13 protein-coding genes are annotated in these 14,029 nt (G+C 66.9%); 7 read left to right on the top strand and 6 right to left on the bottom strand.

Annotated features, from left to right (window positions below):
* Window position 1: 1 nt before the first annotated feature.
* From AB0L70_RS28525 to AB0L70_RS28500, 6 genes are all read left to right on the top strand, one after another.
* Window positions 2-841, top strand: coding sequence for a Gfo/Idh/MocA family oxidoreductase (locus tag AB0L70_RS28525; RefSeq protein ID WP_363689444.1), 840 nt, complete (start codon window positions 2-4; stop codon window positions 839-841).
* A gap of 218 nt (window positions 842-1,059) precedes the next feature.
* On the top strand, window positions 1,060-2,769 hold the full coding sequence (locus tag AB0L70_RS28520; RefSeq protein WP_363689442.1) for a thiamine pyrophosphate-binding protein: 1,710 nt from the start codon (window positions 1,060-1,062) through the stop codon (window positions 2,767-2,769).
* Window positions 2,770-2,780: 11 nt separating this feature from the next.
* Window positions 2,781-4,007, top strand: a complete 1,227-nt coding sequence (gene frc, locus AB0L70_RS28515; protein ID WP_363689440.1) for a formyl-CoA transferase — start codon at window positions 2,781-2,783, stop codon at window positions 4,005-4,007.
* A gap of 16 nt (window positions 4,008-4,023) precedes the next feature.
* Window positions 4,024-6,168, top strand: coding sequence for an acetate--CoA ligase family protein (locus tag AB0L70_RS28510; RefSeq protein WP_363689438.1), 2,145 nt, complete (start codon window positions 4,024-4,026; stop codon window positions 6,166-6,168).
* Window positions 6,169-6,233: 65 nt separating this feature from the next.
* Window positions 6,234-7,733 (top strand): Nramp family divalent metal transporter, encoded by a 1,500-nt coding sequence (locus AB0L70_RS28505; protein ID WP_363689436.1) that lies wholly within the window; start codon window positions 6,234-6,236, stop codon window positions 7,731-7,733.
* A gap of 1 nt (window position 7,734) precedes the next feature.
* A complete protein-coding gene (locus tag AB0L70_RS28500) occupies window positions 7,735-8,268 on the top strand; it encodes a hypothetical protein (protein WP_363689434.1) in 534 nt (177 codons plus the stop codon).
* 169 nt (window positions 8,269-8,437) lie between these two features.
* Here the strand turns inward: AB0L70_RS28500 and AB0L70_RS28495 are convergent, their stop codons facing one another.
* The 4 genes from AB0L70_RS28495 to AB0L70_RS28480 all read right to left on the bottom strand — a co-directional run bounded on the left by AB0L70_RS28495 (window position 8,438) and on the right by AB0L70_RS28480 (window position 11,752).
* Complete coding sequence (locus AB0L70_RS28495; RefSeq protein WP_363689432.1) at window positions 8,438-9,190, bottom strand: GntR family transcriptional regulator; 753 nt, start codon at window positions 9,188-9,190, stop codon at window positions 8,438-8,440.
* 116 nt (window positions 9,191-9,306) lie between these two features.
* Entirely contained in the window at window positions 9,307-9,468 is a 162-nt protein-coding gene (locus AB0L70_RS28490; protein ID WP_363689430.1) for a hypothetical protein, read from the bottom strand.
* A gap of 106 nt (window positions 9,469-9,574) precedes the next feature.
* The gene (locus AB0L70_RS28485) at window positions 9,575-10,735 is read right to left on the bottom strand and encodes an NAD-dependent formate dehydrogenase (protein ID WP_363689428.1); all 1,161 of its coding nucleotides are present in this window, start codon (window positions 10,733-10,735) and stop codon (window positions 9,575-9,577) included.
* A 45-nt stretch (window positions 10,736-10,780) separates the two neighbouring features.
* On the bottom strand, window positions 10,781-11,752 hold the full coding sequence (locus AB0L70_RS28480) for a LysR family transcriptional regulator (RefSeq protein ID WP_363689427.1): 972 nt from the start codon (window positions 11,750-11,752) through the stop codon (window positions 10,781-10,783).
* A 181-nt stretch (window positions 11,753-11,933) separates the two neighbouring features.
* On the opposite strand from AB0L70_RS28480, the gene AB0L70_RS28475 reads away from it, so the two are divergent.
* The gene (locus AB0L70_RS28475; RefSeq protein ID WP_363689425.1) at window positions 11,934-12,701 is read left to right on the top strand and encodes an alpha/beta hydrolase; all 768 of its coding nucleotides are present in this window, start codon (window positions 11,934-11,936) and stop codon (window positions 12,699-12,701) included.
* On the opposite strand, the gene AB0L70_RS28470 is transcribed toward AB0L70_RS28475, so the two are convergent.
* Complete coding sequence (locus AB0L70_RS28470) at window positions 12,688-12,825, bottom strand: hypothetical protein (RefSeq protein ID WP_363689423.1); 138 nt, start codon at window positions 12,823-12,825, stop codon at window positions 12,688-12,690. The two genes, AB0L70_RS28475 and AB0L70_RS28470, sit on opposite strands and share 14 nt — an antisense overlap.
* A gap of 39 nt (window positions 12,826-12,864) precedes the next feature.
* Entirely contained in the window at window positions 12,865-13,998 is a 1,134-nt protein-coding gene (dnaN, locus tag AB0L70_RS28465) for a DNA polymerase III subunit beta (protein WP_363689421.1), read from the bottom strand.
* Window positions 13,999-14,029: the final 31 nt, after the last annotated feature.

The raw sequence follows: 14,029 nt of genomic DNA, 5'->3' as shown, positions 1-14,029 counted from the left end.
CGTGCGCATCGGCATCATCGGCACCGAGAACTCGCACGTCGACCACATCATCGATTACCTGAACGTTGAGAAGAGCGCTGGCGAGACCCGCGTCGTCGCCATCAGCGGCGGCGCAAGTGAACGCAATGAGAAGCTCCGCGCAACCGGGCAACTCGAGCGGATCGTCGACAATCCGACGGACCTGCTGGGCCTGGTCGACGCGGTGATCATCACCGACCGACACGGCGGTCTGCACCGGGAGCACGCCGTACCGTTCCTGGCCGAGGGTCTGCCGGTGTTCGTGGACAAGCCACTCGCGTGCACCGAGGAGGACGCCCGGGCGATCGTTGCCGCAGCGCGCGAACACGATGCGCCGCTGACGTCATCCTCGGCAGTCCGCTGGGTGCCGGACACCGACCTACTAGCTGCAGAGGCCACCTCGATCGGTGCTCCTCAGGTGGTGGTCACCACCGGTCCGGCGGATCCGAACAGCCCGTACGGCGGCATCTACTTCTACGGCATCCACCCGGTCGACGTCGCACTCAGACTCGTACCCGGTGCCATCGGTCCCGTGCACGTCGACCGGGTCGCGGACACCGTCGTCGCCACGACCGACGTCGGCGGAGTCCGGATCGTGGTCCAACTCGTACTGCCGGGACCGGACGGACAGGTCCCGTTCCACGGCATGGTCGTCGGCCGGCAAGGTCTCGCCGCCCGCCGGCTCACCCTCGGATCGTCGTACGTCGAACCCGGCCTGCGCGCGTTCCTCGAGATGGCGAGGACCCGCCAGCCGCCGATCGAGTACGACGACCTGATCCGGCCGATGCAGTTCCTCGACCCCGTCGTCGCCGCACTCCGCTGACCCTGAACCGACACCCAAAAGGCCCCGCAGACACCGTCTGCGGGGCCTTCGCTTTGACGGAGTGCGATGCCGTTTCGTCAACGCCACAAGGGACTTCAACCCTCTTGGTTCCGAGCTCTGGACAAGGCCCCGGCGTTGGGTTAAGACTACGACTACACCATACGGTATGCAATCTACATAAGCCGAAGTCTCGGCCCCCTCCGAGGAGATGACTGCAGATGGCGCAGACAGTGTCGGAATCCCAACCAGTCGCTGAGGTGAAGGAGCCCGCGACGATCTCAGGTGGTCACCTGGTCGCGAAGGCCTTGAAGGCCGAGGGAATCGATGTGATCTTCACGCTCTGTGGCGGCCACATCATCGACATCTACGACGGCTGCGTCGACGAGGGCATCGCCGTGGTCGACGTCCGGCACGAGCAGGTCGCGGCGCACGCCGCGGACGGGTACGCGCGGGTCACGGGCAAGCCCGGCTGCGCGGTCGTCACCGCCGGCCCGGGGACGACCGATGCCGTCACCGGCGTCGCGAACGCGTTCCGCGCCGAGAGCCCGATGCTGCTGATCGGCGGTCAGGGTGCGCTGAACCAGCACAAGATGGGGTCCCTGCAGGACCTGCCGCACGTCGACATGATGACGCCGATCACCAAGTTCGCCGCGACCGTGCCGCACACGGCACGGGCCGCGGACATGGTGTCGATGGCATTCCGCGAGTGCTACAACGGCGCGCCCGGCCCGTCGTTCCTGGAGATCCCGCGCGACATCCTCGACAACTCGGTCCCGGTCGACTCGGCGACGATCCCGGAGGCCGGCCGGTACCGCGCATCCACCAAGAGCATCGGCGACCCGGCGGGCATCGAGGCGCTGGCCGAGCTGCTCGTGCGGGCGGAGAAGCCCGTCGTACTGCTCGGCAGCCAGGTCTGGACCTCACGCGGCAGCGACGCGGCGACCGAGTTCGTCCGCACACTCGACATCCCCGCGTTCATGAACGGTTCGGCCCGCGGCACGCTGCCGCCCGGCGACCCGCACCACTTCCACCTGTCCCGGCGGTACGGGTTCAACAACGCCGACCTGATCCTCATCGTCGGTACGCCGTTCGACTTCCGGATGGGCTACGGCCGCCGGCTGCCGGAGAGCGCGACCGTGGTCCAGATCGACATGGACTACCGGACCGTCGGCAAGAACCGCGACATCGATCTCGGTCTGGTCGGTGATCCCGGTGCAATCCTGGCCGCGGTCACCCAGGCGGCGAGCGGCCGGCTGCAGAAGACGGATCGCAAGGCCTGGTTCGCGGAACTCCGGTCCGAGGAGGATGCGGCGTACCAGAAGCGGCTGCCGAAGCAGCTGTCGGACGCGAACCCGATCCACCCGCTCCGGCTCGCGCACGAGATCAACGAGTTCCTCACCGAGGACTCGATCTACATCGGCGACGGCGGCGACATCGTCACGTTCTCCGGTGGCGTCGTACAGCCGAAGTCGCCCGGCCACTGGATGGACCCGGGACCGCTCGGCACGCTCGGTGTCGGCATCCCGTTCGTGCTCGCCGCGAAGTACGCGCGGCCGGACAAGGAAGTGGTCGCACTCTTCGGTGACGGCGCGTTCTCGCTGACCGGCTGGGACTTCGAGACGCTGGTCCGCTTCAAGCTCCCCTTCGTCGGTGTCGTCGGCAACAACTCGTCGATGAATCAGATCCGGTACGGCCAGGAGGTCAAGTACGGCCAGGATCGCGGCCGGATCGGCAACACGCTCGGAGACGTCCCGTACGACCAATTCGCCAAGATGCTCGGCGGGTACGGCGAGGAGGTCCGCGACCCGAAGGACATCGGGCCGGCCATGCAGCGAGCGCGCGAGTCCGGGCTGCCGTCGCTGATCAACGTCTGGGTCGACCCGGACGCGTACGCCCCCGGAACCATGAACCAGACCATGTACAAGTAAGGGGACCCGTCATGACCAAGGCCCTCGAGGGTGTCCGTGTACTCGACATGACCCATGTCCAGTCCGGGCCGTCCTGCACCCAGATCCTTGCCTGGCTCGGCGCCGACGTGATCAAGCTCGAGGCACCGACCGGCGACATCACCCGCCAGCAGCTGCGCGACCTCCCGGACGTCGACAGCCTCTACTTCACGATGCTGAACTGCAACAAGCGCAGCATCACGCTGAACATGAAATCCGAGCGGGGCAAGGAGATCTTCACCGACCTGGTGAAGAACTCCGACATCCTGGTCGAGAACTTCGCCCCCGGTGCGATCGACCGGATGGGCTTCACCTGGGACCGGCTCGAGCTGATCAACCCCGGCCTGATCTACGCCTCGATCAAGGGCTTCGGCCCGGGCCGGTACGAGGACTTCAAGGCCTACGAGGTGGTCGCCCAGGCAATGGGCGGCGCGATGAGTACGACGGGCTTCGAAGACGGCCCGCCAACCGCGACCGGCGCGCAGATCGGCGACTCCGGCACCGGGATCCACTTGGTCGCCGGCATCCTCGCCGCGCTCTTCCAGCGGACCAGCTCCGGCAAGGGCCAGCGGGTCACGGTAGCGATGCAGGAAGCCGTACTCAACCTGAGCCGGGTCAAGCTGCGGGACCAGCAGCGGCTCACGCACGGACCGTTGCCTGAGTACCCGAACGAGCACTTCGGTGACGAGGTACCGCGGTCCGGGAACGCGTCCGGCGGTGGCCAGCCCGGTTGGGCGCTGAGGTGCGCACCTGGTGGGCTGAACGACTACATCTACGTGATCGTCCAGCCGCCTGGCTGGGCCCCGATCGCTCAGTTGATCGGGAAGCCGGAACTGGCCGACGATCCGGACTGGTCGAGCCCGGCCGCGCGGTTGGACAAGCTCGACAAGATGTTCGCGCTGATCGAGCAGTGGACCGAGCAGCACACGAAGTTCGAGGTGATGGACAAGCTCAACGCCCTGAACGTGCCGTGCGGTCCGATCATGTCCACCCGCGAGCTGATCGAGGACGAGACGCTGGCCGAGCTCGGCGCTGTGGTCGAGGTGAAGCACCCGCAGCGCGGCAAGTTCAAGACCGTCGGCTGCCCGATCAAGCTGTCCGACTCTCCGGTCGAGGTCGAGACCTCACCCGGACTCGGTGAGCACAACTCCGTCATCTACGGCGCGCTCGGCATCGACACCGCCGAGCTCGAGGAACTCAAAGCCAGTGGCGTGATCTGAAGTGGAGCCCAGTGCAATGACTTATGACAAGGAAGCCGTCCGGACCATCCTCGACCAGGCGCTGGCGGACGGCCGCACCTCGCTGAGCGCACCCGAGGCCAAGCAGGTCGCGGACGCGTACGGAATCCCGACGCCGGGTGAGGGGCTGGCCACGACCGCCGAGGGTGCCGCCGGTCTCGCGGCCGAGATCGGCTTCCCCGTCGTCCTCAAGATCGTCTCGCCGGACATCCTGCATAAGACCGACGCCGGCGGCGTGGTGGTCGGGGTCGACTCGGCGGAGGCCGCGCAGAAGGCCTTCGGGACGATTGTCGACAATGCGAGGGTCTACAAGGCCGACGCCGAGATCGTCGGCGTCCAGGTGCAGAAGATGCTCGTCACCGGCGGCGACGTCCAGGAGGTCATCGTCGGTGCGGTCACCGATCCGACCTTCGGCAAGGTGGTCGCGTTCGGGCTGGGCGGCGTCCTGGTCGAGGTGCTCAAGGACGTCACCTTCCGCCTCGCACCGCTGACGGCCGACGAGGCCCGGGCCATGGTCGACGGGATCAACGCGCACGAGATGCTCGAGGGTGTCCGCGGCGCCAAGCCGGTCGACAAGGACGCGATCGGCGACCTGATCAAGCGGCTGTCGGACCTGGTCACCGACTTCCCGCAGTTCGCCGAAGTCGACCTGAACCCGGTGCTGGCCGGGCCGGACGGATCCACCGCGGTGGACTTCCGGATCATCGTGGACGCCGAGGCCGGCAAGCCGGTCGAGCGGTACAGCCAGGAAGAGATCCTGACCGCGATGACGCGGATCATGAAGCCGCGCGCGGTGGCCGTGATCGGGGCCTCGAACGAGACCGGCAAGATCGGCAACTCGGTGATGAAGAACCTCGTCAACGGCGGGTACGCCGGGGACATCTACCCGGTCAACCCCAAGGGTGGGGAGGTCCTCGGGCTGAAGGCGTTCCCGTCGATCACCGATATTCCGGGTGACGTGGACGTGGCGGTGTTCGCCGTACCGGCCAAGTTCGTCGCCGGGGCGCTCGAGCAGTGTGGGGAGAAGGGGGTCGCGGGCGCGATCCTGATCCCGTCCGGGTTCGCCGAGACCGGTGAGCAGGAGTTGCAGGACGAGGTCGTTGCCATCGCCAAGAAACACAACGTGCGGATCCTGGGCCCGAACATCTACGGTTACTACTACCTGCCGGAGAGCCTCTGCGCGACGTTCTGCACGCCGTACGACGTCCGCGGTTCTGTTGCCCTGTCGTCGCAGTCCGGCGGGATCGGGATGGCGATCCTCGGGTTCAGCCGGTCCAGCCGGATGGGCGTCTCCGCGATCGTTGGGGTAGGCAACAAGGCCGACATCGACGAGGATGACCTCCTGACGTTCTTCGAGAACGACGACAACACCAACCTGATCGCCATGCACCTCGAGGATTTGAAGGACGGCCGGGCGTTCGCCGAGACGGCGGCCCGGGTGTCGAAGCACAAGCCGGTCGTCGTGCTGAAGGCCGGCCGGACCGACCTGGGCGCGCGGGCCGCCAGTTCGCACACCGGCGCCCTGGCCGGCAACGACAAGGTGTACGACGACATCCTCAAGCAGAGCGGGGTGGTCCGGGCGCCAGGGCTGAACGAGATGCTCCAGTACGCCCGCGGCATCCCGCTGCTGCCGACGCCGAAGGGCGAGAACGTCGTGATCATCACGGGCGCGGGCGGTTCCGGCGTACTGCTCTCGGACGCCTGTGTGGATGCCGGCCTGACCCTGATGGATATCCCGGCCGACCTGGACGCGGCGTTCCGGAAGTTCATCCCGCCGTTCGGTGCCGCCGGCAACCCGGTCGACATCACCGGTGGCGAGCCGCCGGCGACGTACCGGAACACGATCGCGCTCGGTCTGTCCGACGAGCGGATCCACGCGTTGATCCTGGGCTACTGGCACACGATCGTGACGCCGCCGATGGTGTTCGCGAAGCTGGTCTCCGAGGTGGTCGAGGAGTTCCGGGCCAAGGGCATCGACAAGCCCGTCGTCGCGTCGCTGTCCGGTGACGTCGAGGTCGAGGAAGCCAGTCAGTACCTGTTCGACCACGGCGTGGTCGCGTACCCGTACACCACCGAGACGCCCGTCCAGGTGCTCGGTGCGAAGTATCGCTGGGCCCGCAACGCGGGTCCGCTCGGTTCCTGACGAGGAGGTTCGATCAGCGGGGGCATGTCCATCCAGCGAGTTGGCGTCGAATAAAGGAGTCCGCCTTGGACGTCACGAGCAAGACCTCAGAAGTACCCGAAGAGCCGGCCGCCGCGGCCGTGACCGAGAAGGTCTGGAAAGCGGGCAGGCTCGAACCGATGCCGATCCGGAAGCTTCCGGACGCTCCGCCCTCGATGCACATCCTCGGCCCGACCGTGTTCCTGGTCGCGCTGGGCGTCGGGATGGGGGAGTCGTACATGTGGCCCCGGCTCGTCCTGGTGTTCGGGCCGGACATCCGCTGGTTGTTCATGGTCGGCGTCACGCTGCAGGCGTTCGTCCTGCTGGAGATGGCCCGGTACGCGATGGCGACCGGGGAGAGCATCTTCTTCGGCGCGGCGCGGATCTTCAAGCCGATGATGTGGTTCTTCTACGTCGCGGCGATCCTGATCTATATGTGGCCGGGCCATCTGTCCGCGGGCGCGGCCGCCTTCGAAGAGATCACTGGCATACCTTGGCAGGTCACCGCGTGCGTGGCTCTGGTGTTCGTCGGTGTGCTGTTCAGTCTGTTGTCGGTGATCTACAACTTCCTGGAGAAACTGCTCGGCCTGCTGATCGGCTTCCTGGTCGTCGGTACGTCGGTGATCGCGGCGATCGTCGGCAATTTCGACGACCTCGGTCAGACCTTGTCGGGGATGTTCGCGATCGGCTACTTCCCGGACAAGGCGATGACCGCGGCCTGGTTCCCGATCGTGGTCGGTTCGATCGCGTTCGCCGGACCGTCCGGGATGCAGCAGATGTGGTACACGCTGCAGCTGCGGGACAGCGGCGCCGCGATGGGTTCGCACATCCCGAAGATCCGTGGTCTGCGCTCGGCGGGTGAGGCCGAGGCGATGCCGTCGCGCGGTTTCATGTTCGACACCGAGGACGCCGGCGAAATGGCCAAGTGGAAGGGCTGGCGCAAGTGGGTCACGTTCGACGCGATCCTGCTCTTCTGGGGTATCACCATGCTGGTCACGATCTCGTTCACCGTGCTGGCCATGTCGGCGGCCCGGCAGAATCCGAACGTTGCCTCACTGATCGAAGGTGGCGACCGAGAAGCCGCGCTGAAAGCGATGTCGGACGCGTTCGCCTCGGCCGGCAGTCCGATTCTGGGCACGTTGTTCTTCGCCTTCATCGCACTGATCGGCCTGAACGCGACTCTGGGTCTGTTCGACTCGTTCTCCCGCGGCCAGGCGGACATGACGTACTACTTCGTCCCGGGCGCCAAACGGTTCTCGATGTCGAGGCTGTACGCCGGGTTCCTCTGGGGCGTGATCACGTTCGGCATCCTGATCCTCCTGTTCGGACCGGCAGACGGGCCGGCGGGGATCCTGGACATTCTCGCGTTCTTGTCCACGTTCGCGATGGGTGCCTACTGCATCGTGTTGCTCCTGGTGAACAACAAGCTGCTGCCCAAACCGATCCGGCCGGGACCGATCCGCAACGTCATCATCGGGTTCGGTGCGGTGTTCTACCTGGGCATGCTGTTCTACTGCCTGGTCCGCTTCGGAGTGGTCGTGGATTGAGATGACAGACCTGAAGCAGCTCGCGGAGTTCTCTGTCCCGGCCCTCAGCGTGGGTGCCGCGGCCGGGCTCATCGCCGGTGGACTGGCCGCGTTCGTCGGTCAGCCTGCCGGATGGGCCGTGGTCACAGGCCTCGGCCTGGGCGTCCCACTGATGCTCTTCGGCGCCGGGTACGCCGTACTGGTTGCGTTGGGCAAAGTCCCCGCCGGGGTGTTCGCGCCGGCGGCGGTCTACTGGGTGATCGGGTTCCCGCTCGCCCTGATGGTGCACGCGGTCGTGACCGAATGGGTGGTCGCCGGTACGCCGGGACTTCCGCCGGATCCGTGGAAGTTCCTCGCGTTCCGGGCCCTGGTCAGCATGGGCTTCGCGATCGGCTTCCTCTGGATGCATGAACAGATCGGGCGTCACTGGTGGCCACGGATCCTCGATCGCAATGTCTACGCGCGCCGTACGGTGGAGCAGTACGTCCACCTCGCGTCCGCGCTGGAGGCCCGCAAAGCCGCCACCGGCCGCGGCCGCAAGAAGCGCGTCGCCTGACCCTGTCCGACGCGGCCTAACCCTGTCCGACGCGGCCTGACGGCTGTCTGACGTTCGAGGGGATATCCCATCCTGTTGCCGCTTCTCCCCTGCTGTAACGAGGGGAGAAGGGGCAACTCGACGGGATATCCCCTCGAGTTGTAGGTGGGGGGCAGGACGTGCGGGTGGGTCAGGTGGTACGGCGGCGACGGCGGGGGGCTGCCTCGGGTTCGGGGGCTGCTGCGGGCTCGGCTGCGGCCTGGAGGTCGTGGTAGGCCTTGCGGGTGTGCTCGGTGTGCTCGCGCATGATCTGCGCGGCCTTGTCCTCGTCGCCTTCGCTGATCGCCTTCACCAGCCGGTTGTGCTCGCGCCACGAAGCGGCGCCACGGACGGGCGCGACCGGGGTGTAGTACCAGCGGACGCGACGGTCCACCTGGGCCGCGAAGTCGACCAAGAACCTGTTGCCGGACATCTGCGTGATCAGGCTGTGCAGTTCGCCGTTCGTCCGGACCGTCGCGTCGATGTCGCCGGCCTCCTGGTACGCCGTGCCGACCTTGCACAGCTCCCGCAGCTTCGCCACATCGTCCTTGGACGCGTGCCTCGCCGCGAGGCGCGCCGACTCCGACTCCAGTGCCGCGCGGGCTGCGAGCAGTTGGTCGACCTCGTCCTCCGCCGGCACGTGCACCATCGCACCGAACCCAGGCCTCAGGTCCACCCAGCCCTCGTTGTTGAGCCGCTGAAGCGCCTCACGCACCGGCTGCCGGGAGACACCGAGGAGACCCGCCAGCTCGACCTCCACGAGGTGCCGGCCGCGCTCGAGCGTGCCGTCGATGATCATCTCGGTCAGGGCCTCGTAGACGGACTCGCGCAACGGCGTCGGCCGCTTCACATGCCGCACACCGGCCGGTTCGGCCGCTCCTGGCCCTGCGCTGATGGTCGTCATGAGGTCCCTTCCCCTTCGCCCAGCTGGAGATACAGCATGGCACTTGGTAGACAGTCTACCAAGTGCCGAGCCATTGGCCGGGCCTTCGGCCCCTTGACGTGCACGGTCTGCCGTGGTCAGGCGGCAGACTCGTCTGCGTGCTGTGCTTCTGCATCGGCGGTCAGTCTGGCGAGTTCGGCGTCCAGGTCGACCGGGTTGTCGAGTTCGTGCTGCAGCTCCGGGGCATCCGGGAACTGCGGGCGAGCCGCCAGAGCGCCGAACCTACGGGTGAAGATCATTGCGAGCCTCTCTCTGAATTCTGCCTTCTGTATACATTCAACCAGCCGTACTCGCCGGTTATGCCCGCGTCTCACGTGATCCGGGTTACGTACGGCGTGATCCGCCTTACACCCGGGTCGAGTACGAATGCGCACCGGCGCCGGCCAGTCGCCCTCCGTCCACGATCAGGTACTCGTCCCGGATCGGCGTACCGGCGAAGAAGGACTCGAGGATCTCCCGAGTGCCCGCGGCGTACCGGGTCTGGGCCGACAGGGACGAGCCGGAGATGTGCGGCGTCATGCCGTGGTGCGGCATGGTCCGCCACGGGTGGTCGGCCGGCGCGGGCTGCGGGTACCAGACGTCACCGGCGTACCCGGCCAACTGACCGCTCTCCAGCGCTCGCACGATCGCATCCCGGTCGGCGATCTTCGCGCGGGCAGTGTTGATCAGATAGGTGCCACGCTTCATGCCGGCGAGCAGTTTCTCGCCGAAGAGGCCCTCGGTCTCCGGGTGCAGCGGCGCGTTGATCGTGACCACGTCGCAGTGCGGGACCAGGTCGGCCGCGCTCGGGTGGAAGGTGAGGTTGAGGTCGCGCTCGATCGACTCCGGCAGCCGATGCCGGTCGGTGTAGTGCAGGTTCACGTCGAACGGCGCGAGCCGGCGCAGTACCGCGGTCCCGATCCGGCCGGCCGCGACCGTGCCGACGTGCATGCCCTCGAGGTCGTACGAACGGGCCACGCAGTCCGCGATGTTCCAGCCGCCATCCAATACCGTTTGGTATGCCGGGAGGTAGTTGCGGACGAGTCCGAGGATCATCATCACCACGTGCTCGGCAACGCTGATGCTGTTGGAGAATGTGACCTCGGCAACGGTCATGCGCTGCTTGATCGCCGCGTCCAGGTCGACATGGTCGGAGCCGATGCCGGCGGTGATCGCGAGCTTGAGCTTCGGCGCCTTCGCGATCCGTTCGGCGGTCAGGTACGCGGGCCAGAACGGTTGCGAGATCACCACATCGGTGTCGGGCAGCTCGCGGTCCAGCACCGAGTCGGCGCCTTCCTTGTCAGAGGTGACGACGAGCGTGTGCCCCTGGTTCTCCAGGAAGTCGCGCAGCCCGAGCTCACCGGAGACGCTGCCGAGCAGAGTGCCCGGCATGAAGTCGATCGCCTTCGGGGAGGGTGCCGTTTGGCCGCCCGGATAGCTCGCGATGACCGGGATGTCGTCGCGTGCGTAGGAGGTCGGGTAGCCATCGGTAGGGTCGTCGTACAGCACGCACAGGATCTTTGCCATGAGATGGAATCTCCTTGTTTTGAAGGGAGTTCCACCGTCGCGCTGTTACGGTCCGGGGGTCAAAGACTTGCTCGCTATGTCGAGATAGCCAGAACCCATCAGATGTACGTCGAGCAATTGATCCAGCGCATCGTGGACACCGGCCTGCCGGGCGACGTCGAGGAGTGCGCGAGCGAGCACGGGCTCGGGGCTGCGGGCCGCGATCACCAGACCGACCCGCGGCCCGTGGGCAGGGCTCTTCAGCGGTACGACGCGCATCCCGTCGGGCACCCCGAACATGTGCAGCCATGCATGCGAGATCACGGTCGACCAATGGTTGCCGTGCAGGTGGCTGTAGAGGCCTGAGACCGTGTCGCTCTCGATCGACGGCGTTGCGGTGACGCCGTCGTCGGTGAAGTAGCCGTTCATGATCCGGCGGTTGCGCATGTCGGGGGAGAGCAGGCACAGCGGCAGTCCGGCGACCTGCGCCCACGTTGCCACCGGCAACTCGGCGAGCTCGGAGTGCTCTGGAGTGAGGAGCAGGTAGCGCTCTTCGTACAGCGGTGTCTTGCGAACGTTGCCGAGGGTGTCGTCGTCGAGATAGGTCATCGCGACATCGAGGTCGAACTCGGCCAGCTTCTGGGTGATGTCCCGCGACGACAGCGATTCGAGGGTGACCCGGGCGTTGGCGTGCCGTTCGCAAAACGGCGTGGTGAGCAGGGAGACGACAGGCATCGCGGTCGGGATCGCGCCGAGCCGCAGCGTCCCGGTCAGGCCACCTCGCAGTACCGACAACTCATGCCGAAGGGCGTCCTGCTCGGAGAGGATCCGCTGGGCCCACAGCAGCACGCGTTCACCTTCGGGCGTGAGCCCTTCGAACCGGCGACCGCGACGCACGATCGGTACGTCGAGTTCCTGTTCGAGCTTGCGGATCGCGGCAGACAAGGACGGCTGGGACACGTAGCAGGCGTCGGCGGCGCGGGCGAAGTGCTTCTCCCGGGCGAGGGCGACGAGGTACTCCAGTTGGCGGAGCAGCATCAGCAGGCGCCGGATGGTGTGCAGTCGTCTGTATACATAAACCAACTGTAGTGAGCGTCGTGAAATGTCGGTAGGGCTCGGTAGCGTCAGCGATGTCCTGTGATGTGGATCACAGCATGTCTCTCCGGACGGCCCTCACTCGACGGATGGGCAGAGAGACTCTCGTGGCGAAGGAGCAGTGATGGAGAAGGTTGTCTCGAAGGACGGCACCGAGATCGCGTACGACACCTACGGCAGTGGCCCGGGGTTGGTGCTCGTGGCCGGTGGATTCACCGACCGGTCGCGTTATGTGGAGGACGCCGAAGCGCTCGCGTCGGCATTCACGGTGGTGAACTACGACCGGCGTGGCCGTGGGGACTCCGGCGACACGTTGCCGTACGCGGTCGAGCGCGAGTGGGAGGACCTGGAGGCGGTGCGGTCGGCGACCGACGCCCGCTTCGCGCTCGCGTACTCGTCCGGGTCGATGGTGCTGCTGCAGGCTCAGTTGCCGTTCGAGAAGCAGGCGGTGATGGAGCCACCGTTCCGCGTCGAGGGTGCACCGCCGGCGCCGGAGCGGTACCTCGAGCGGCTGCAGGAGTTCGTCGCGGCCGGGAACCCCGGCGGTGCGGCCGAGCTGTTCATGGTCGAAGCGGTCGGGCAGCCGAAGGAGATGGTCGACCAGATCCGGCAGACGCCGATGTGGGCCGGGATGGAGGCCATCGCGCATACCCTCGCGTACGACGCGCTGCAGTTGGGGGACAGCGCCGTACCGACTGCGCTGTTGGCGTCCACCGAGGTGGAGACGTTGGCGCTGTTCAGCAACACGAGTCCGTCGTGGTTGCAAGAGTCGGCCCGGCAGACCGCGGCTGCGCTGCCGCACGGGAAGGTGGAGGGTCACGACGGGACCTTCCACACGATCCCGTCCGACACACTCGCCCGGGTGCTCGCGGACTACTTCATCCGAAGCTGACGAGCTCCAGGTAGTAGTCGAGGAGGTCGCTGTCGCCGGCCACCTCGACACTGCCGGTCAGTTTGGTGACAGGCTCGCGGACGGTGACGGCCGCGGGCTCATCGCTGTGCCGCCAGCCGATCACGCCGCCGCTCGGGTCGGAGCCCGGGGCAGGGGTTTGACATCAGTTCGGCAGGCGCATGGGCATCAGGATGTACGCCGAATCCGCGGACGGACTGTCGTCGGGGGAGCGGAGGCCGGTGAGGTTCGCCGGTTTGGTCGGCAGGGTGAAGGCGAAGTGGGCGATCGGCGCACCCAACGAGGCGAGCCCGTCCAGGAGATAGCCGGCGTTGAATCCAGTCTCGATCGGCTCACCGGTGAGCGTGATCTCGACCGACTCGGACGCCTGTGCTTCCTCGCCACTCCCGGCGTCCAGCGTCGCCGTACCGTCCGCGAAGGTGAGGCGGACCGGCGCCGTCCGCTCGGCGACCAGTGCCACCCGTTTGGCGGCTTCGACGAGAGCGGCCGTGTCCACGGTCACCGTGCTGGTGATCGCACTCTCTGCCGGGATCAGGCTGCGGACCTTGGGAAAGTCGCCGTCGATCAGCCGGCTCGTCGCCCGCCGGCCACCACCCTCGAACCCGATCAACCCGTCCCCAGCGTTCGTGGAACCGAGCGCGAGGGTCAGCTCGTCACCGGCCATCGTCTTGGCCACGTCGTGCAGCATCCGGGCCGGAACCAACGCGTTCGCCTGGACGTTCGGATCGACCGGCTCCCAGGGGAATGTTCGTACGGCGAGACGGTAGCGGTCCGTTGCGAGCAAGGAGATGCTCGTCCCGCGGATCTCCACCTTGATCCCGGTGAACACGGGCAGGGTGTCGTCCCGGCCGGACGCGCTCACCACCTGCGCGACGGCACGGGCGAAGACGTCACCGTCGACCACGCCGCTCGCCGAGGGCAGCTCCGGCAACGCCGGATACTCCTCCAGCGGCAGGGTGTGCAGGACGAATCTCGAACTCCCGCTGGTGACCTGCAGCCGGGCCGCGTCGCCGCTCAGATCCACCGAATCCCTCGGCATACTGCGGCAGATGTCCGACAACAGCCGGCCCGACACCAGGAAGCGTCCCTCGTCCGCCACCTCGGCCGGCACGCTCACCTGCGCCGAACTCTCGTAGTCGAACCCGGAGAACGTCACCTGACCGTCCCCGGCCTCGATCACCATCCCCGCCAAGACCGGCACGACCGGCCGACTCGGCAGCCCCTTGGCTACCCACCCGACGGCCTCGGCCAGCACCTCACGACCAACCCGAACCTTCATCCGTATTCCTCCCCAACGAGAAGTACGACTC

The sequence above is a fragment of the Kribbella sp. NPDC051952 genome (assembly GCF_040680855.1).
Taxonomy (GTDB): Bacteria; Actinomycetota; Actinomycetes; order Propionibacteriales; family Kribbellaceae; genus Kribbella.
The sequence above is the reverse complement of the archived record's forward strand: the minus strand, read 5'-3'. Positions and strand labels throughout refer to the sequence as shown.

Excerpts from the sequence above, each read along its gene's own strand:
- AB0L70_RS28520 (WP_363689442.1), top strand. The coding sequence starts at position 1,060 with ATGGCGCAGACAGTGTCGGAATCCCAACCAGTCGCTGAGGTGAAGGAG.
- frc (WP_363689440.1), top strand. The coding sequence starts at position 2,781 with ATGACCAAGGCCCTCGAGGGTGTCCGTGTACTCGACATGACCCATGTC.
- AB0L70_RS28510 (WP_363689438.1), top strand. The coding sequence starts at position 4,024 with ATGACTTATGACAAGGAAGCCGTCCGGACCATCCTCGACCAGGCGCTG.
- AB0L70_RS28500 (WP_363689434.1), top strand. The coding sequence starts at position 7,735 with ATGACAGACCTGAAGCAGCTCGCGGAGTTCTCTGTCCCGGCCCTCAGC.
- AB0L70_RS28495 (WP_363689432.1), bottom strand. The coding sequence starts at position 9,190 with ATGACGACCATCAGCGCAGGGCCAGGAGCGGCCGAACCGGCCGGTGTG.
- AB0L70_RS28490 (WP_363689430.1), bottom strand. The coding sequence starts at position 9,468 with ATGATCTTCACCCGTAGGTTCGGCGCTCTGGCGGCTCGCCCGCAGTTC.
- AB0L70_RS28485 (WP_363689428.1), bottom strand. The coding sequence starts at position 10,735 with ATGGCAAAGATCCTGTGCGTGCTGTACGACGACCCTACCGATGGCTAC.
- AB0L70_RS28480 (WP_363689427.1), bottom strand. The coding sequence starts at position 11,752 with ATGCTGCTCCGCCAACTGGAGTACCTCGTCGCCCTCGCCCGGGAGAAG.
- AB0L70_RS28475 (WP_363689425.1), top strand. The coding sequence starts at position 11,934 with ATGGAGAAGGTTGTCTCGAAGGACGGCACCGAGATCGCGTACGACACC.
- dnaN (WP_363689421.1), bottom strand. The coding sequence starts at position 13,998 with ATGAAGGTTCGGGTTGGTCGTGAGGTGCTGGCCGAGGCCGTCGGGTGG.